We start from the raw sequence: 17,851 nt of genomic DNA, 5'->3' as shown, positions 1-17,851 counted from the left end.
TCAATCGGCTGACGGGGGCCTGACTGCCAGAACGCTGCACGGGGCATGATTGACGAGCCGTTCGGTAGTATCGCCGATCAGCTTGGCCCAACGTCTGGGCTGCACCACGCCGACCACCACCACATCGATCTTCAGCGTGGGGACGAGAGACTGAATGACGCGCAGCGGCGCACCTTCGATAAAGTGGCGCTGCGCATAGGGAATGCCATGGATATCGGCCAGTTCATCGAATGGTAGCTGGAGTGACTCGCGCACTTGCTCCGCCCATGGCGCTGCCAGGTCGGGATTGGCCAGCATGGCCAACGGTAGATCGTAGACCGACAGCAGATGGACCTGGCCGTTGCATGGGCTCGCCAGTTGCCGGCCTGCCTCCACCAGCGCATGGTTCAGCGCTTGCTGCGCAAGGTCGGCCTTGGCCACATCCACGGCCACCAGTATGTTCGCGGGCATGGCCCTGGCCTCGGCAGGCACGAGCAGCAATGGCACCTTACTGGTATGCAGCAACACATGGTCAACCGAGGATTTGTCGTTCAGGCCAGGTACCGGACTGGCGGGTAGCCCCTTGATCACCAAGTCAGGCGCAAAGCGTGCAATGCACGCCGGTACGAGGTCACGCGCCATGGAGCTTTCCAGCGCTTCGAAGGTGGTGTGCAACCCTGCGGGCGCCTGCTCGTCGAGCAAAGCCTTTAGCCCGGCACTGAAGTGCGCGAACGCGGCTGAAGGTTGTGAAGCTTGCTGCCCTGGCTCGGGCAGGCCAGGCTCAGTGGTGGCGTGGATGCCCAGTACGTGCAACAAGGCACCTGACGCTCGAGCCAATGCCATGGCCCGATGCATCGCGGCATGGGCCTGGACCTTGGTCATGACCAGAAGAATCCGGCGGTACGGGCTCATCAGCCACCTCCTGGCGCGAATATGGGGTGCCGCACCGCTGTCATTATCGAAGCTGCCGCTCAGCCAATCTTGATAAATATCAAGGCCATCAAGCCCCAGTGCGTCACCCTTGGCCTGTACCGGTGGGCCTTCATCGAGGCTGCCATCGCCGTGGAGGCCATCATGAACGCTTACTCGCGACTGCTACTGATCTGCCATCCAGACCTGCACCCCTCGCCTGCCCTGACGCGTGCTCAGGCGCTGGCCAGTACGACAGGCGCCACCTTGCACCTGGTGGTGCTCAGTCAACTGCCCTCACGCCTGGCCACCCTGGACCAGGTGCTGCGCAGCAATGCCCGCAAGCAGGACGCCGAGCACCGCAAGGCTTGGCTCGCCGACCAGGTGAAGGCGCTGGGCGAACTGGGCATTACCGCCTACGCCGAGACACTGGACGATGAAGACCCGCTCAAGGACTTGATCCGGCTGGCCCAACTGCACCGGGTGGAGATGGTGATCAAGGACATCAGGCACGAAACCGCCTTGAGCCGTGCCCTGCTCACCCCCTTGGACTGGCAACTGCTGCGCCGTTGCCCGATCCCGATGCACCTGGTGGCCCAGGCTGAAACCAAGCTGCCAGCGCGCATCCTTGTCGCCGTGGATCTTGTCGAGCACGACCCGGTGATCGACAGGCTCAACGACCACATCCTGCAATCGGCACAGGCACTGGCACAGCGATGCAAGGCGCAACTGCACCTGCTGCAGGCCTATGAACCCAGCACCAGCTTCGTTGCCTATGCCGCCGCACCCGTGGCCTGGACTGACAAGCTGGTAGAGGAAATATCTGGTCGCGCGCGCGAGCGCATGGCGACGTTCGGCGGCCGCTACGGCATCAAGCCAGATCATCTGCACCTGGTGCGAGGCGCTGCCCGTAACGTGGTCAGCGACTACGCGAACAAGCATGGCTTCGATGTGGTAGTGATGGGTACGCTCTACCACGAGGGGGTGAGCAAGGTCGTTGGCAGTACTACAGAGCAAACCCTGTACAAGGTTCACTCCAGCATTCTGGCGATCCACGGTTGAACGATCACCTGCCTGGTTTCACCTTCTCCCTGGAGTGAAACCAGGCGAACTGACCTCAGTCGCGATGCCAGTCGATACTCAAGTACACATCGCTGTCGCTGTAACGGTAGCTGCAAGTTCCATCGTAGGCGGCCTCCAGCTCATGACCGATGCGGTTGGCCAGGTGGGTACCAGTGGTGGTTGCTACCAGTTGATCCTGCTGGTACTCGATGGCTATCAAGCGCTCAAGAACATGCCTTTGCCTTTCCTGTTGCTCCACGTTATGCATGAGTTTGCGAATCTCCTCTTCGTGCGCTGCCAGAAAACGGCCCGACACCCGCACTTGTCCGGCAGCGGCACGGTCCTCGATACGTCGGCATGCGGGGCAGACAATCGAATCCACCGGCCCAGGCCCCATCGCCCCATAGGCGTGCCACTCCCCTCCGTGGTAGACAACGCCACATTGCGGACAACGCGCGCTGCCGCCAGAACGAAGCGGCGTGGCATAGGGGTCGAACGGGTGTGGCTTGAACAGTTTGTCCTTGTGGCTTTTCTGGTATTTGTCCATTGGCGTACTCTCCGTGCAGGGTATAGGTGCGCAGGCCTTGGCATGCTCTGACCTGCCCAGTGTCCGCCTGCTGGCTATGCTCGACTTGATAAACGTCAAACCCCACAGTCCAACTCAGCTTATGTTGCTATGTACGACCAATGGAGCGCAGGGCATGAATGACACACCGCCGTTACTGTTCGCCCTGCGAGGCAGCCAGGCCTATGGGAATGCCGTGGCGCAACGCCTGGGGTGGACACTGTCAGCACATGAAGAGCGTGACTACGAGGACGGAGAACACAAATGCTGGCCTGGCGAATCGGTCGACGGTCGATCGGTCATCGTCTTTCACTCGCTCTATGGCGACGCGCACCACAGCGCACACGACAAGCTGTGCCGGTTGCTGTTCTTCTGTGGTGCGCTCAAGGACGCCGGTGCCAGCCAGGTGACAGCAATCACGCCTTACCTGTGTTATGGCCGCAAGGACCGCAAGGTGGAGTTTCAGGATGCGACCATCACCCGCCATGTGGCTTGCCTGATGGAAAGCATCGGTGTCGACCGCGTGGTGGCGCTGGACGTACACAACCCCAGCGCCTTCGACAACGCCTACCGAATCCCGAGCTGGAACCTGCAATGCACCGAGCTGTTCGCCCAACACTTGGCCCCGCTGCTCGGTGAGCAGACAGTCACGGTCGTGTCGCCGGATATTGGCGGCATCAAACGCGCCGAGCAGTTTCGCCAGGTTCTGGCGGACCTGCTCGGGCGCCCGGTATCTGTGGCCATGATGGAAAAGCACCGCCAGCAGGCGGGCCTGAGCGGTGAACACCTGGTGGGTGACGTGGCAGGTAGCACTGTCATCGTGTTCGACGACCTGATCAGCACGGGGCAGACGCTGCTGCGCGCAGCCCAGGCCTGCCGACAGGCCGGAGCCAGCCGCATGCTGGCCGCTGCCACCCATGGCCTGTTCACCACTGGTGGCGAGCTATTCGACAGCGGGGTATTCGAACGGGTACTGGTGGCCGACAGCATCGCGCCCTTTCGCCTGCCCGTGCGATGCCTGCAGCGGCTGGATATCGTCGATACCAGCGCCCTGGTCGCCGAGTTGCTTGCCAACCGCCGGGGCTGGGGAGCATGAACCCCAGACATCGCCCTACACCGCCAGGATATTGCAGGGTATCTGGTACAACACATGCTCCGTGGTGCTGCCGAACAGTCGGTCCAGCCCACGGGCAAGCGGCCTGCCCATGACGATGACGTCCACCGGGTGGGTCTCGACATATTCACTCAGCACCGCGACCGGGCGGCCCAGCAGGAAGTGCCTGCGTTCGGCCGGCGCACCGTAGCGGTCGGCCAGCGCCTTGAAATCGTCCTCCAGGGCGTGGCGCAAGGACTCGCCGACGTCGCCAATAGCCCAGGCGCCATATCCCATGTCGCCCATGTAGGCCATGGTCAGGTCACAGGCGAACAGCAGGTCCAGTTGCGCGCCGGTCTGCAAGGCCAGCGCATTGGCCTGCTGGACGATGCTGTTATTGCGCGCCTGGCCCTCGGGTGATTGATCGGCCACGTCCACCGCCGCGACGATCTGGCGAGGCAAGGCCGGCCTGGCGGCGCCCAACAGGTAGACCGGGATCGGGCAATGGCGCAGCAACTGCCAGTCCAACGGGGTAAAGAAGGCCCGCTTGAGCACCGGCTCGTGCTCGACCTGCTTGAGCAGTACATCCGGCTGCATCTCCAGGGCATGTTCGAGAATATCCGCCTGCAAATCGCTGCTCCAGGCGACTTCCGTCGTCACTTGCACACCCGAGGCTCGTAGCACCTTGGCCTGAGCCTCGAGCTGGTCTTGCTGGGATTGCAGGTAAGCCTGCCGCTCGCTCCGAGGGTCACCTGTCTCCAGGAACCTGAGCTTGTCCAGCGACTCCAGCAAACCCACTATGTGCAGGCTTGCCGAACTTGACCTGGCCAGGGCGGCAGCCTGTTCCAAGGCACAGGACTGGCACAATGCCGGGCGCAGGATCAGCAACAGGCGTTGATAGTGGCTCATGGTAGCCTCCAATGATCGGTTCGCCTGATCACTCAGGGATTGGGGGTTGCATCAAAGGTGCTGGTTTTTCCGGGATATCGGTCATGGTTGCCTCGGTCAGCAGCAGGATGCTGGCGACGGAAACAGCATTCTCGAGGGCGATGCGCACCACTTTGGTGGGGTCGATGATGCCGGCCTCGTACAGGTCGACATAGGTGTTGGCCGCCGCGTCGAACCCGATACTGCCCGTTTCGGCGAGCATGCGTGCCACCACCACACCCGCGTCCACCGCGGAATTATCGGCAATCATCCGCGCCGGGGCCTCCAGCGCACGGCGCAGTATCTGCAGGCCCGTACGCATATCGCCTTCGCTGTTCTCCTCTTCAGCGAGCAACACCGACACAGTCTTCAGCAAAGCCAGGCCGGCGCCAGGCACGATGCCTTCGGCGATGGCTGCACGGGTGGCGGCCAGGGCATCGTCCAATGCGTCCTTGCGCGCTTTCATCTCCGCCTCGGAGGGTGCCCCGACACGTATCACTGCCACACCGCCGGCAAGCCTGGCCAGGCGTTCGTGCAGTTTTTCCCGATCATAATCGCTGGTGCTGGCCTCGATCTGGGCGCGGATATGCGCAACGCGGGTAGCCACCGCTTGCTGCGTGCCACTGCCTCCAATCAACGCGGTGCTGTCCTTCAACACCACCGCACGGTGCACTTGGCCAAGCTGGGACAGCTGCAACTGATCGAGCGTGACGCCAAGCTCTGCCGACACCAGGGTCGCCCCCGTGAGCACCGCGATGTCCTGAAGTATTTCCTTGCGCCGGTCGCCATACCCAGGAGCCTTCACCGCCACCGCGCGCAGTACGCCGCGGATCTGGTTGACTACCAGCGTGGTCAGGGCCTCGCCGTCGATGTCCTCGGCAATAACCACTGACCGCTTTTCGCCACCTGTTCCAGCAGGGGTAGCAGATCGTTGAGTGCGCCGATCTTGTGATCGCATAGCAAGACACAGGCATCGGTCAGTTCGACCTGCATCTTCTCGGTGTCGGTGACGAAGTAAGGCGACACATAGCCTCGGTCGAAGCGCATGCCATCCATGATCTCGACCTTGGTTTCGGTGGTCTTGGATTCCTCGATGCTGACCACACCTTCCACGCCAACCTTTTCCAGGGCATCGGCGACCAACTGGCCAATCAACGGATCGTTGTGCGCTGACAACGTCGCCACTTGTGCTTTTTCCTTGGCAGTGCAGACCTGTCGTGACTGCGCCAGCAACGATTTGATGACCAGCGCCAAGCCCTTGTCCAGGCCTCGCTTGAGATCGATGGCACTGGCTCCGGCCACCACGTTGCGCACGCCGTCGGCCAGGATCGCGTGAGCGAGCACAGTTGCGGTACTGGTGCCATCACCCACCGCTTCACCAGTGCGCTCGGCCGCCTGGCGCAGCATCTGTGCGCCGAGGTTTTCCTCCGGATCCTGCAGAAAGACGCGTTTGGCGATGGTCACGCCATCGTTGCAGACAGTCGGTTTACCCCAACTGCTTTGCATCAGTACCGATTTCGATTTGGGCCCTAGCGTAACGCGCACGGCATCGGCGAGCTGGGTGGCACCACTGAGGATTTTCTCCCGCGCTGCGGAGCGAAACAGGATTTTGCTGTGGGGCATGGTATTGCCTCCCGTTCAGGCCAGGGCAGAGAACAACTGCTGCCAGCATCCCGCTGCACCGTGTTGTGTGCTTGATTTTTATCAACCCTACAGGGCGCTGAACGCCGCGCTCAGCGTTGATCCAGGTACCGGTACAGGGCTTCTTCCTGGTCGAAATGCAACTTGGCCAAGGTGTCCAGGCGTATCAGCTGGTGCTGGATGTCGTCAGGGCTCGGGCTCGCTGCCGCCCGGTTGAAATCCTGGCTCATGCAGGAAAGAAGATGGATGAGGCGGAAGATTTCCCGGTGGGTATGGCTCATCGCCGAGAGCGGATCTTCGCCCTGCATGAAGCGGCTCAGCAGCGGATACAAACGACGCTCGTCATCGCGCTCGTGGCGTTCCAGAAGGTCATGCAGGCCGGTGACCAGTTTGCCCAGGTCGTCCCGCGCCTGCTCGATGGGACGTTTGGCGAAATCGCAGGCCATCTGGCTCAGCTCCGTCAGCAACCCGTCGAGTTGCCGATGCTCATCCTGCAACCGATCCAGGTCCTCGACGGCAAGCCCGCTGCGTCGTCCGGCCGTCAAGGGGCCCAGCGCACGCAAGGCGTTGACGATGATCAACAGGTCGATACCTTCCTGCAACACCGCCCCCAGCAACGCGGGCAGGTAGCCGGCGGCAGCAACCAGCATGGCCAGCAACGACAGGCTCATGCCCACCCATACCCCCTGACGGGCGATGTACACGGCGTACCGGGCGATATCCAAGGCATCGACCAATCGATCGAGACGATCGATCAGCAACACCACACCGGCCGCCTGGGCAGAGGCCGTGACGCCAGAAGCGCCCATGGCAACCCCGACATCGGCCGCCGCCAATGCTGGCGCATCGTTGATGCCATCGCCGACCATCAGCGAGGGCGCCATGCGGCAGCCGTCCTGCACCAGGCGAATCTTGTCGACTGGCGAGAGCCCCGAGCGAAGCTCATCGATACCCGCCGCCAGCGCAACCATTTCCGCCGTTTCCGGGCGGTCACCGGTGAGCATGACGACCTTTTCGATCCCGCGCGCCCGCAGGCGGCGCAGTGTCTGGGGGGTTTCCCGGCGCAGGTCATCGGCCAGCCGCAGTACCGCTTTCAACTCACCGTCAACCGCCACGAAACTGCCGCTGTTGGCCAGGTAGTCCAGTTGCTGCAAACGTGCCTGTGCCCACTGGCCATCGTCCTTCTCGTTCTGCACATAGGCCAGGGCGCCCAAGCGTACAGCCTTGCCTTGAACGATCCCGGCAAGCCCCTGGCCGGGGCTTTCCTGCACCTGCTCGGGCGCGGTCAGCGTCAGGTTGCGCAGGCGGGCAGCATGAACGATGGCCTGGGCAATCGGATGGGTCGATGACTGGGCTAACGAAGCGGCCAACTGCAGCATCTGCAACGGCGCGCCTTGCCCCTTCAGTTCGATCGACTGCAACTGGGCATGACCACTGGTCAAGGTACCGGTCTTGTCGAGGAACACCTGGCGGATGCCTGCCAGGGCTTCAAGCACCTCGCCGTCACGCACGAGTATGTTGCGCCGTGCAGCCCTCGAAATACCCGAGATGATGGCAATTGGCACCGCCAGTATCAGCGGGCAAGGCGTGGCGACCACCAGCACGGCAAGCACTCGCTGCACATCGCCACTGGCCCACCACGCCAGCGCAGCAATGAGCAATGTCAGCGGGATCAGCGCCAGCGCATAGCGGTCGGCCAGGCGCATGAAAGGTGCCCGTGACTGACGTGCCGCTTCGGCCAGCTTCACGATGCCAGCGTAAGTGCTTTGCGCCGCGGTATGCGTGGCCAGCAACAGCAGCGGCGCACCGGAGTTGGTCACACCACTGGCCACCGGCTCACCGGCATGGCGGGTAACCGGTAACGATTCGCCAGTCAGCGCAGCTTCGTCCAGGGTCGCCTGCTCGGATTGCAACCACCCGTCCACCGGCACGATCTCACCCAGGCGCACCAGTACACTCTGCCCAGCGCGGACTTCGTCCACCGGTACCTCACGCAAACCATCCTGCTCTTGAATCCAGGCCCGCTGAGGGGCCCGGTCGATCAGTGCCCGCAACTCGCGCTCGGCGTGACGCAAGCTGAGAGTCTCCAATGTACGGCCCGAGGCAAGCATCAGCGCAACCACGGCGCCTACCAGCATCTGCTCAAGGGCCAGGGCCGCGCCAATCGACATCAGCGCGATCAGGTCAATACCCGCCTCACGCCTGGCCAGGCGCCGGGCCATTTCCACCGCCAGCACCGCTGCCATGATCGCGCTGCCGGCGGCCCAGATCAGCGCAGCCCAGGTCGGCTGCTGCGCCGCATAGGCCAGCCCTCCGAGCAGCAAGGCCAGGACGCAGACCAGCAACAGGCTTGGGTCCAGCCATCGACGTGACATGGCGGTCACTTACGCTTGGCCTGCTGCAGCAACTGTTGGACCTGTTCCTGGGCCTGGGTCGCTCTGCGCAGTGCCTCGTTGGCGGTCTGCTCGACCAGGTCGATGCGGTAGCACACCTGGTCGGCCCGCAAACGGGCGGTAGCCGCGTTGTTCTCGGCCGACTCCAGGCGCGCGTCGTATTCTTCAGCGTGCCAAGGGGTACAGCCCGAAGCCGATGCCAGCAGCAGACTGGACAATCCGGCAAGCAGATAGCGTTGCATGTTGGTGCCCTCGCGCATGCCCAAGACACCCTCAGTATCGGCATCGCCACTCAGCGCAGCCTGACATTTATCAATCTCGCCCAGCGTGCGATAGCGCGCCGGTTTTGACCTTTGTCAATCACGTAATACCGCTGGGGGGTAGAAACATGGGCTGAGAACATCTCAGCCCACCTTTCCAATGGATAGCGGAGACCATCATGAACGACCTTGATTTGCGCGACCTGGTGCTCGAAGAGTTGGCGTTTCAACCTGACATCAATGCCGCCAGCATCGGTGTGACGGTGCAGGACGGTGTGGTCACACTGTCAGGCCATGTCAGCAGTTATGCCCAGAAGATCAGTGCCGAGCGCACCGTAAAAGCCATGAAAGGCGTGCGTGGGCTGGCCGAGGAAATCGAAGTCCGGCTGAACAAACTCGAAGGCACCGCCGACGATACCATTGCCAGCCGTGCCCTGAAGATCATCGCCTGGAGCTCGGATGCCAATGTCGAGGGCATCAAGGTCACCGTTCACAAAGGCACGGTGACCTTGGAAGGCGAACTGGACTGGCAATACCAGAAGGAAGTGATCGAACAGGCGGTGTGGCGTCTGTCGGGCGTGATCAGCGTGCAGAACCGCATCACTTTGAAGGCGCGGGCCGATGCCAGCGATATTCGCCACCACATCGAACAGGCACTCAAGCGCAGCGCCGAGATTCAGGCCGAAGGCATTCGCGTCACCGTCAACGGTGGTGTGGTCAGGCTGGAAGGCAAGGTGCATTTGCTTCGCGAACGGGAGTTGGTCGAGCGCGCCGCCTGGGCGGTGCCGGGCGTGAGCAAGGTCGAAGACTACTTGTTGATCGCCTGACCCGGCTACCCACCACGAGATATGGTCATGAACAAAGATCAGCCCTGGAAGCTGTACTTGCTGGCGATCGGGCTTTCCGTGCTGGCCGCCATTCAGTTCGGCCTATTCGACCGTGCGGCCGTGCAGACCATCTCCTATAGCCAGTTCCTGCAATTGCTGGAGCAGCAAAAGGTCAGCGACCTTCGGGTCGAACACGACCGTATCCTGGGCAAGCTGCAGGAACCCATCGCCGGCCGCTCGATGTTCTCCACGGTGCGGATCGACCCGCAACTGAGCGAGCAACTGGGCCGCACGGGCGTGACGTTCACCGGAGTTGCCGAGGACAGCAACCTGGCTGCCATGGTGGATTGGCTCATGCCGCTGATAATGATGCTGGCGCTGTGGTTCTTCCTGTTTCGTGGGGTAACCGATAAACAAGGCCTGGGCGGTCTGATGGGTGTGGGGAAGTCGCGCGCCCGGGTCTACGTCGAGCGTGACATCAAGGTCACCTTCGCCGATGTGGCGGGCATAGACGACGTCAAGGGCGAACTCACCGAAGTGGTGTCCTTCCTCAAGAACCAGGCGTTCTATGCCCGTCTGGGGGCGCATGTGCCCAAGGGCACATTGCTGGTCGGCCCCCCGGGCACCGGCAAGACCCTGGTGGCCAAGGCGATCGCCGGCGAAGCGGCGGTACCCTTTTTCTCGATCTCCGGGTCCGAGTTCGTCGAGATGTTCGTCGGCGTGGGCGCGGCGCGGGTGCGCGACCTGTTCGACCAGGCCCGACGCGCCGCGCCCTGCATCATTTTCATCGACGAACTGGATGCCCTGGGCAAGATGCGTGGCATCGGCAGCCTGGGTGGCAATGACGAGAAGGAACAGACGCTCAATCAACTGCTGGCCGAACTGGATGGCTTCGACCCACGCGAAGGCGTCGTGCTGCTGGCGGCGACCAACCGCCCTGAGATACTGGACCCCGCGCTGCTGCGAGCCGGACGGTTCGACCGGCAGATCCTGATCGACCGGCCTGACCGCAAGGGTCGCCTGGCGATCCTCAAGGTGCACCTGCACAAGATCGTCTACAAGAACGACCTGGACTGCGAACGCATCGCCGACATCACCCCCGGCCTGACCGGCGCCGACCTGGCCAACCTGGTGAACGAGGCCGCCATCGTCGCCACCCGACGTGCCAGCCAATGGGTCGAGCTGCAGGACTTCACCGCTGCCGTCGAGCGCCTGGTGGCAGGCGTGGAGCGCAAGGGCAACGTGCTGCGCGACGATGAACGCCAGGTCGTGGCGTACCATGAGATGGGCCACGCGCTGGCCGCAAGCAGCCTGCCGGCGATGGACCCGGTGCACAAGGTGTCGATCATCCCCAGGGCCGCTGGCTCGCTGGGGTTCACCCTGCAACGGCCGACCGATGACCGCTACCTGATCAGCGCGCAGATGCTCCGCGACCGGATCGTCGTGCTGATGGCCGGGCGAGCCGCCGAAAGCCTGGTATTCGGCCAGGTGTCCACCGGGGCTGCCGACGATCTGCGACGCGCCACCGACATCGCCCGCCAGTTGATCACCCGATTCGGCATGAGCACGGAACTGGGCCAGGCAGTGCTGGAGCGCCAACAGGCCAGTTACCTGGGCGAATCGTTGTTGCGCCAGGAGCGCAAGGACTACTCAGAGCAGACCGCGCGCGAAATCGACCTGGGTATTCGAGGCCTGCTGGAAGACGCTTACGCCCGTGCCCGGACCTTGCTCGAGCAACGACGCGCCGACCTGGACACTGGGGCACGCCTATTGTTGGCCAGGGAAACCATCACCCCGGAAGAATTCCCGGCGCTGCTGCCGGTGGCCAAGGACCCTGCCACCTATAATCTGGTCGATGCGGCCAAATGACACTCCGATCCAGTCCGAGTACCGACCATGCTCACCGTCACATTGATCAACATGCTGGTGGTGATCCTGGTGGTGATCATCCACTACGAATGCCTGCTGCGCCTGAACGACTGGCTACCGCGGCTGAAACTGTGGAGCCGATTCCGGATCGTAGCAGGCGTATTCGGCGCGCTGCTGGCTCATGCGCTGGAGGTCTGGTGTTTCGCCCTGGTGTATTACCTGATGATTCACGCCGAAGGCTGGGGCACGCTCAGTGGCAACTTCGACGGCAGCTTCCTGGATTGCGTGTACTTTTCCTTCACTACCTACACCACGATAGGCTTTGGCGACATCGCGCCTAACGGCCATCTGAAGTACCTCACCGGCCTGCAAGCGTTGACAGGCCTGGTGCTGATCACCTGGACCGCGTCGTTCCTGTTCCTCGAAATGCAGAAATACTGGAAAGCCAAATAGCGCCTGTTCAGGCGTCTGGGTGTGGCGTCCAGTGCCATTGCGCAACCTCAGGCATGTCTTCGCCATGCTCGATGAGGTACAGCTTGTGCCTTTCCATGGTCGACCAGTAGCGGGTTCGCGCCTGCTCCACCTGTGCTCGCAGGCGAGGCACGCGTTCGAACACATCGAGAACCAGCTGGTAGCGGTCGAGGTTGTTGATGACTGCCATGTCGAACGGCGTGGTGGTGGCCCCTTCTTCACGGAAACCATGCACATGGAAGCGCTGCGGGTTGGCACGCTTGTAGATCAGGCGGTGAATCAGGGCAGGATAACCATGGAAGGCGAAGATCACCGGCTGCTCTTCGGTAAACAGCGCGTTGAAGTCACTGTCGGGCAACCCGTGCGGATGCTGTTGCGGTGATTGCAGTGCCATCAGGTCAACCACGTTCACCACCCTCACCCGCAGGTCGCCAACGTAATCACGAAGCAGGGTCACGGCCGCCAGCACTTCCAGCGTCGGCACATCGCCTGCGCAGGCGAGGACCACCTCCGGCAGGTCATCATCATGGCTGGCCCATGCCCAACGCCCGATGCCGGCCTGGCAATGCAGATTCGCCGCCTGCCCATCCAGCCACTGCCATTCCAGCTGTTTTCCGACAACGATCACATTGATGTAGTCACGGCTGCGCAAGCAATGGTCAGCCACGGACAACAGGCAATTGGCGTCCGGTGGCAGGTAGATGCGCGCAAGGTCGGCCTTCTTGTTCGCCATAAGGTCGAGGAAACCTGGGTCTTGGTGCGAGAAGCCGTTGTGGTCCTGGCGCCAGACATGCGAAGTCAGGAGGATGTTCAGCGAGGCGATCGGCTTGCGCCAAGGCACTTCGGCGGCGGTCTTGAGCCATTTGGCATGCTGGTTGATCATCGAATCGACGATATGAATGAATGCTTCATAGCAGGAAAACAGGCCGTGCCGACCGGTCAACAGGTAACCTTCCAGCCAACCTTCGCATATATGTTCGCTGAGTATCTCCATTACCCTGCCGTCTGGCCCGAGGTGGTTATCTTCGACGCCGTGGGGATCCAGCCAGACCTTGCTGGTCGCCTCGAACACGGCGTCCAGCCGGTTGGACGCCGTCTCGTCAGGCCCGAACAGGCGGAAATCGCGGGACACCAGGCTGTTCTTCATGACATCGCGCAAGTAACTGCCAAGAACCCGCGTCGCCTCTGCACGCACCTGTCCAGGTGCGTCCATCTTCACGCTGTAATCGCTGAAGCGCGGAAGGTCGAGCGCCCGCAACAGCAGCCCGCCATTGGCATGAGGGTTTGCGCTCATGCGCCGCCGTCCGGTCGGGACCAGTGCGGCCAGTTCCGGCAACAACGCGCCCTGGGCATCGAACAGCTCATGAGGGCGGTAGCTTTCCAGCCATTGCTGCAATTGCTGCAAGTGCAGCGGCTTGCGAAGATCACCCAGGGGCAGTTGGTGGGAGCGCCAGGTCCCTTCTACCCGCTGCCCATCGACGAATTTCGGCCCCGTCCAGCCTTTGGGGGTGCGCAATACCAGCATTGGCCACAACGGCCGGTCGATGGCTACGCCCGATTCGGTGTGCCGGGCAAGGCGCTGGATCTGGCAGATTTTCTCGTAGATCACATCAAGCGTCCTGGCCAACGCCCGATGAACTTCCATCGGTTCGTCGCCCTCGACAAAATAGGGGTCATAGCCATAGCCATACATCAGGCTGGTCAGCTCGTCCTCGCTGATCCGCGCCAGCACCGTCGGGTTGGCGATCTTGTAGCCGTTCAGATGCAGGATCGGCAGTACCGCACCGTCGCGCGCGGCATTGAGGAACTTGTTGCAATGCCAACTTGCGGCCAGCGCGCCGGTTTCCGCTTCGCCGTCGCCTATGACGCAGGCCACGATCAACTGCGGGTTATCCAGGGCAGCGCCATAGGCATGGACCAGGGCATAGCCAAGCTCGCCACCCTCGTGCAGAGAACCCGGAACATGCGGGCCGACATGGCTGCCAATGCCATACGGCCATGAAAACTGACGAAACAACCGTGCCATCCCCTGCGCATTGCGTTCTATCGCAGGGTTCAGCTCGGTATAGGTACCATCCAGATACGCCTGGGCAACCATGGCCGGGCCGCCATGGCCAGGGCCGGTGACGAAGAGCATGTTGAGATCGTAATGGCGGATCAGCCGGTTCAGATGGGTGTAGATCAGGTTCAGCCCCGGCGATGTGCCCCAGTGCCCCAGCAACCGAGGCTTGATGTCGGCCAACTTCAGCGGGGTGGCCAGCAAGGGGTTGCCTTGGAGATAGATCTGGCCAACGGTAAGGTAGTTCGCGGCCCGCCAGTAGGCATCCAGCCATTCGAGTTCCTCGGTACCTGGATAATCGTTCATGATCGCCCTCTCTGTCGATGGCGCGCACGCGTATGTGTACGCGTTCAGATATCCCCGGCGCGGATATCTTCTTCCCGTCGGCTCTGCTGACGGATCAGCAAGGTCAGCTCGTGCAGGTGGTCGGCCAACAGCCCCACCAGGTCGTCTGCAGTGACAATGCCGACCAACAGGCCAAAGTCATCGACCACCGGGATCCGCCTGATGTTGGCCCGTCGCATGTTCAGAATCACATCGAACAGGTCTTCATTCTGGTTTGCGGTAATCAATGGGCGTGGCAGGACATCGATGGCCTGGAGGTCTTCCTGGTCAGGAGGGTTGCAGGCGATGATCCTCAGCGCAAGGTCACGGTCGGTGATCAGGCCGATAGGCCGGTAACGGTCTCGATCGACAGGCTCGGCCAGCACCAGGTCACCGACGTGGTACCGACTCATCATCCGCGCTGCGGCGAAGATCGAAATGCTGGGGAGCGCAGTGACCACATCCCGGTTGCAGTATTTGCCGATGGACATGATGCTTCACCTTTTTGGAATGCGAAGACGGAGCGTCCCTGCTCCTGAAATCGGTCAGGTCAATCACTTGCTGCTTTTGATAGGAATCACTTTCTCAGGGTGAATCGCTTCTGCACGCTTGGGCAGATGCACCAGCAGCACGCCCTTGGCGAATTGTGCATTAATCTTTTCCGCATCTACTTCACGGGGTAGCTGGAAAACCCGCTCGAAGCTGCCGTAGTGCCGCTCTGACAAGTGGTACTCCTTGCGTTTTTCGTCAACCTCTTCCTGCTTCTCGCCGCGGATCACAACGTTGCCATTGACCAGCTTGATCTCGATGTCCTTGTCGTCCACACCAGGCAGTTCGGCGCTGATGCGAAACTCATCGGCCAGTTCGCTGATATCCATCGCCGGCATGCCATGGCTGAACAGTTCACGGCGCCAGAATGGCTCGACATCGAACGGGGTATGGCTGAACGGCATGCGCAATGGCCGGCGACCGAAATCGTCGAACAGGCTGTCGATCTGACGCCGCAACTGCTGGAATGGGCGCCACAGGTCCGATGGCTCGGTACTTGGCGGCGTAGCCTTGGCAGGTTGGGTGGTTGCGGAAGTGACAGGTACTTTCTTCGCTGTTTCGGACATGGCGACCTCCTCTAATGAGTAATGCCTCCCTGGGAGACGCCTCGATATTGCGCTGGCAGGCAAGCCCCCGTTTGACCTTTATCAATCAGGATGCGGCCACCATCCTCTGTCGGTTTGATCCTGATCAAAGTGTTGCCATCGCAGGGGCTTAGCTTATATGGAACGTGGCCCGCCCAAACCTGTTCGAGACGCATATGGACCAGGATGACAGTGAGTGTGTCCGTTTGCTGGAAACATTGCCGGGGCCCGGCATACAGTACCTTCGCCTGATGCTGTGCAACCCGCAACGCAGCGAGGCGATGCCAGGCCAGTATTGCCAACTGACGAATCAAACCCAGCGCTGGACCTGCAACTACATCAGCATGCCTGGCGCAGCAGGTCGGTTCATGGTCGCCACCCGCAGCGTCCTGGCATTGAAGGTCGGAGATCTGCTCGAGTACTCAGGCCCTCTGGGCAGCGCATGGCCGGTGCCCTTGCAGACTGTGCGACTGCTGGCTATCACTCACGGTGAGGGGGTTTTGGCGCTACTTTGCACACTGGATGAGGTTCGCTGTTGGCTACCTTGGGTAGAGGTGAGGCTGTTGCACGAAAGCTTTGAGCAGGAGCACCTGCCCGCTGAATGTAAGCCATGGATCTCAGCGTTTACCTCGGTGCCGCGCAACAGCAGAAGCGTTTGGAGTCAACTGACTGAACAGCTGGAGGATTTCAAGCCGGACACTGTCTACTGCTGCGCGCCATCCTTGGTGGCAAGGCATGCCGCGCGCATCTGTTGGCAAAAAGGTGTCCCGATACAGCGTATCTGGTTGCGGGCAGACCATGTGTCGCGTCCATTCTGGAATTGTCAATTTCCTCTGAATGGGCCTGTGCAACGTTATGACAGGATTCTCGAGGCCCTCAATTCGGCTCCTCCATCCGACTGAGCTTGAGCAGGCCCTGTTGATCGATGAGTCGGACTTCCCGGCCAACGCATTGCAGGAGCCCAGCCTGATTGAACCGGCTGAACAGCCGGGAGACAGTTTCCAGGGTAAGGTCCAGGTAGTTTGCGATATCTCCTCGCGACATGGGCAGATTAAGGACGTCTGCACGCAAACCTCTTTCTTGATAACGCGCCGCCATGCCCAACAGGAAAAGCGAAAGGCGCTGCTCGGCTCGCCCGTGGCAGCAGCGCAGGTGTTCGTCCTTGCCTTGAATACCCAGGCTGAGCATGTGCAACAGTTGATAGCGCAATCCGGGTATCTGCCCCGACAGATCAACCAACTGGTCCAGCCGGATCGAGCAGACCAGCGAAACGTCCAGCGCCAACGCATAGCTCCGATAATGACTTGCCCCGATAGCGTCCAGCCCCAAGATTTCGCCCGGCAGAACGAAGCCGGTGACCCGCTCGTTGCCCTCGGAATCAATCAGAAAATTCTTGATGACCCCTGAGCGCAGGGCAAACACATGCCCCATGGGCTCATCGGCCTTGAACAGATACTCGCCCTTCTTCAAAGGGCGGTTACGGCGAATGATACGCTCCAGCTTTTCCACTTCATCGACGCTTAGGCTGGCGGGCAGGCACAGTCGGCTCAAAGAGCACGCAAGGCACTTTACCTGGGGCTTTATACCCATATCTTCAGGGCCTGACATGACGATGTCTCCGCTTTTTCTTGCGGGCTCTATAAACGCTAGCCGCTTCGCCCGAGGTTTCTGAGGCAACTGACCAAGGGTCATGGTGGTGCCCCACTAAAGCTTGATCAAGATCAAGTCAGGCCAATGCGCTGCCCTCATGCTCGACTTAGACAGCCTTCAACCCGTGTTCCTGTCTGAAGGCCCCTGGGCCTTATAAATCTGCATTGTCTGGTAACGTGAAGAGGATGTGTCATGAATACCTTACTGAACGAACTTCACGCCTATCATCATGACATGGCCAATAAGATAAGCCAGATCAGGAAGTTGCTGAAAAAGCTAAAGCATGAACCCGATGCCACTGATGACTGTAAGCTTTTGTTCGAAATGTTGGAGGCCTTGCACAGCAACGCAGAGCGGCACCACCATGAGAATGAAGAAATCATTCGGCGAGCCTTGCTGGCCACGGAGGCGCCGATCCACCCGCGGATCCTGGATATCGAGCGAGATCACCAGGCATTTGCGCGCATTGCTGGGCAATTGAAGACATTAGCGGCTACGGCAAAAGACACGAAAGTTATCGCTGACACTGTCGATGACTATATCGAAAAATATTACGACCACATGGAGTCGGAGGAAAACATATTCTTTCCAGCTGCAGACAAATGGCTTTCAAACAGTCAATGGCTGGAAATAAAACATCAATGGCATTAACCGGATTGCAAATTCAAGCGCCCAACCGCCCCATCTCA

The 17,851-nt window shown here is 61.0% G+C and carries 16 protein-coding genes and 1 pseudogene; 7 read left to right on the top strand and 10 right to left on the bottom strand.

Annotation, left to right across the window (positions count from 1 at the left end; translation table 11 throughout):
• On the bottom strand, positions 1-891 hold the full coding sequence (locus KDB76_RS12530; RefSeq protein WP_023662716.1) for a universal stress protein: 891 nt from the start codon (positions 889-891) through the stop codon (positions 1-3).
• A gap of 69 nt (positions 892-960) precedes the next feature.
• Here KDB76_RS12530 and KDB76_RS12525 point away from each other — a divergent pair, with 69 nt between their 5' ends.
• A complete protein-coding gene (locus KDB76_RS12525) occupies positions 961-1,950 on the top strand; it encodes a universal stress protein (RefSeq protein WP_031325551.1) in 990 nt (329 codons plus the stop codon).
• 55 nt (positions 1,951-2,005) lie between these two features.
• On the opposite strand, the gene KDB76_RS12520 is transcribed toward KDB76_RS12525, so the two are convergent.
• Positions 2,006-2,497, bottom strand: coding sequence for a BCAM0308 family protein (locus KDB76_RS12520; RefSeq protein WP_023662714.1), 492 nt, complete (start codon positions 2,495-2,497; stop codon positions 2,006-2,008).
• 154 nt (positions 2,498-2,651) lie between these two features.
• Here KDB76_RS12520 and prs point away from each other — a divergent pair, with 154 nt between their 5' ends.
• A complete protein-coding gene (prs, locus tag KDB76_RS12515) occupies positions 2,652-3,611 on the top strand; it encodes a ribose-phosphate diphosphokinase (RefSeq protein ID WP_038409436.1) in 960 nt (319 codons plus the stop codon).
• 15 nt (positions 3,612-3,626) lie between these two features.
• Here the strand turns inward: prs and KDB76_RS12510 are convergent, their stop codons facing one another.
• The 4 genes and pseudogenes from KDB76_RS12510 to KDB76_RS12495 form a co-directional block, all read right to left on the bottom strand.
• Positions 3,627-4,517, bottom strand: coding sequence for a universal stress protein (locus KDB76_RS12510; RefSeq protein WP_023662712.1), 891 nt, complete (start codon positions 4,515-4,517; stop codon positions 3,627-3,629).
• A gap of 28 nt (positions 4,518-4,545) precedes the next feature.
• A pseudogene (groL, locus tag KDB76_RS12505) lies at positions 4,546-6,158 on the bottom strand (chaperonin GroEL).
• A 110-nt stretch (positions 6,159-6,268) separates the two neighbouring features.
• Positions 6,269-8,551 carry a heavy metal translocating P-type ATPase gene (locus KDB76_RS12500; protein ID WP_038410398.1) on the bottom strand — a complete coding sequence of 761 codons (2,283 nt, stop codon included), beginning with the start codon at positions 8,549-8,551 and terminating at the stop codon, positions 6,269-6,271.
• Between the two features lie 5 nt (positions 8,552-8,556).
• On the bottom strand, positions 8,557-8,811 hold the full coding sequence (locus KDB76_RS12495; protein ID WP_024086880.1) for a hypothetical protein: 255 nt from the start codon (positions 8,809-8,811) through the stop codon (positions 8,557-8,559).
• 197 nt (positions 8,812-9,008) lie between these two features.
• Between KDB76_RS12495 and KDB76_RS12490 the strand changes: the two genes are divergently transcribed.
• From KDB76_RS12490 to KDB76_RS12480, 3 genes are read left to right on the top strand one after another with little or no spacing between them, the layout of a single operon-like run.
• On the top strand, positions 9,009-9,656 hold the full coding sequence (locus KDB76_RS12490; RefSeq protein ID WP_003256842.1) for a BON domain-containing protein: 648 nt from the start codon (positions 9,009-9,011) through the stop codon (positions 9,654-9,656).
• A 27-nt stretch (positions 9,657-9,683) separates the two neighbouring features.
• Positions 9,684-11,525 carry an ATP-dependent zinc metalloprotease FtsH gene (gene ftsH, locus KDB76_RS12485; RefSeq protein ID WP_038409434.1) on the top strand — a complete coding sequence of 614 codons (1,842 nt, stop codon included), beginning with the start codon at positions 9,684-9,686 and terminating at the stop codon, positions 11,523-11,525.
• Between the two features lie 27 nt (positions 11,526-11,552).
• Positions 11,553-11,978, top strand: a complete 426-nt coding sequence (locus KDB76_RS12480; RefSeq protein WP_003256841.1) for a potassium channel family protein — start codon at positions 11,553-11,555, stop codon at positions 11,976-11,978.
• A 7-nt stretch (positions 11,979-11,985) separates the two neighbouring features.
• On the opposite strand, the gene KDB76_RS12475 is transcribed toward KDB76_RS12480, so the two are convergent.
• The 3 genes from KDB76_RS12475 to KDB76_RS12465 form a co-directional block, all read right to left on the bottom strand.
• Positions 11,986-14,361 carry a phosphoketolase family protein gene (locus KDB76_RS12475; RefSeq protein ID WP_023663329.1) on the bottom strand — a complete coding sequence of 792 codons (2,376 nt, stop codon included), beginning with the start codon at positions 14,359-14,361 and terminating at the stop codon, positions 11,986-11,988.
• 44 nt (positions 14,362-14,405) lie between these two features.
• The gene (locus KDB76_RS12470; protein WP_003256840.1) at positions 14,406-14,870 is read right to left on the bottom strand and encodes a CBS domain-containing protein; all 465 of its coding nucleotides are present in this window, start codon (positions 14,868-14,870) and stop codon (positions 14,406-14,408) included.
• 63 nt (positions 14,871-14,933) lie between these two features.
• Positions 14,934-15,494, bottom strand: a complete 561-nt coding sequence (locus tag KDB76_RS12465) for an Hsp20/alpha crystallin family protein (protein WP_023663330.1) — start codon at positions 15,492-15,494, stop codon at positions 14,934-14,936.
• A gap of 194 nt (positions 15,495-15,688) precedes the next feature.
• On the opposite strand from KDB76_RS12465, the gene KDB76_RS12460 reads away from it, so the two are divergent.
• Positions 15,689-16,414, top strand: a complete 726-nt coding sequence (locus tag KDB76_RS12460) for a hypothetical protein (protein ID WP_023663331.1) — start codon at positions 15,689-15,691, stop codon at positions 16,412-16,414.
• Here the strand turns inward: KDB76_RS12460 and KDB76_RS12455 are convergent.
• The gene (locus KDB76_RS12455; protein WP_038409431.1) at positions 16,389-17,120 is read right to left on the bottom strand and encodes a helix-turn-helix domain-containing protein; all 732 of its coding nucleotides are present in this window, start codon (positions 17,118-17,120) and stop codon (positions 16,389-16,391) included. The genes KDB76_RS12460 and KDB76_RS12455 overlap by 26 nt on opposite strands.
• A gap of 234 nt (positions 17,121-17,354) precedes the next feature.
• Between KDB76_RS12455 and KDB76_RS12450 the strand changes: the two genes are divergently transcribed.
• Positions 17,355-17,813 (top strand): hemerythrin domain-containing protein, encoded by a 459-nt coding sequence (locus tag KDB76_RS12450; RefSeq protein ID WP_038409429.1) that lies wholly within the window; start codon positions 17,355-17,357, stop codon positions 17,811-17,813.
• Positions 17,814-17,851 lie beyond the last annotated feature (38 nt).

The organism is Pseudomonas sp. JS425 (assembly GCF_018223845.1).
Taxonomy (GTDB): Bacteria; Pseudomonadota; Gammaproteobacteria; order Pseudomonadales; family Pseudomonadaceae; genus Aquipseudomonas; species Aquipseudomonas asiatica.
The sequence above is the reverse complement of the archived record's forward strand: the minus strand, read 5'-3'. Positions and strand labels throughout refer to the sequence as shown.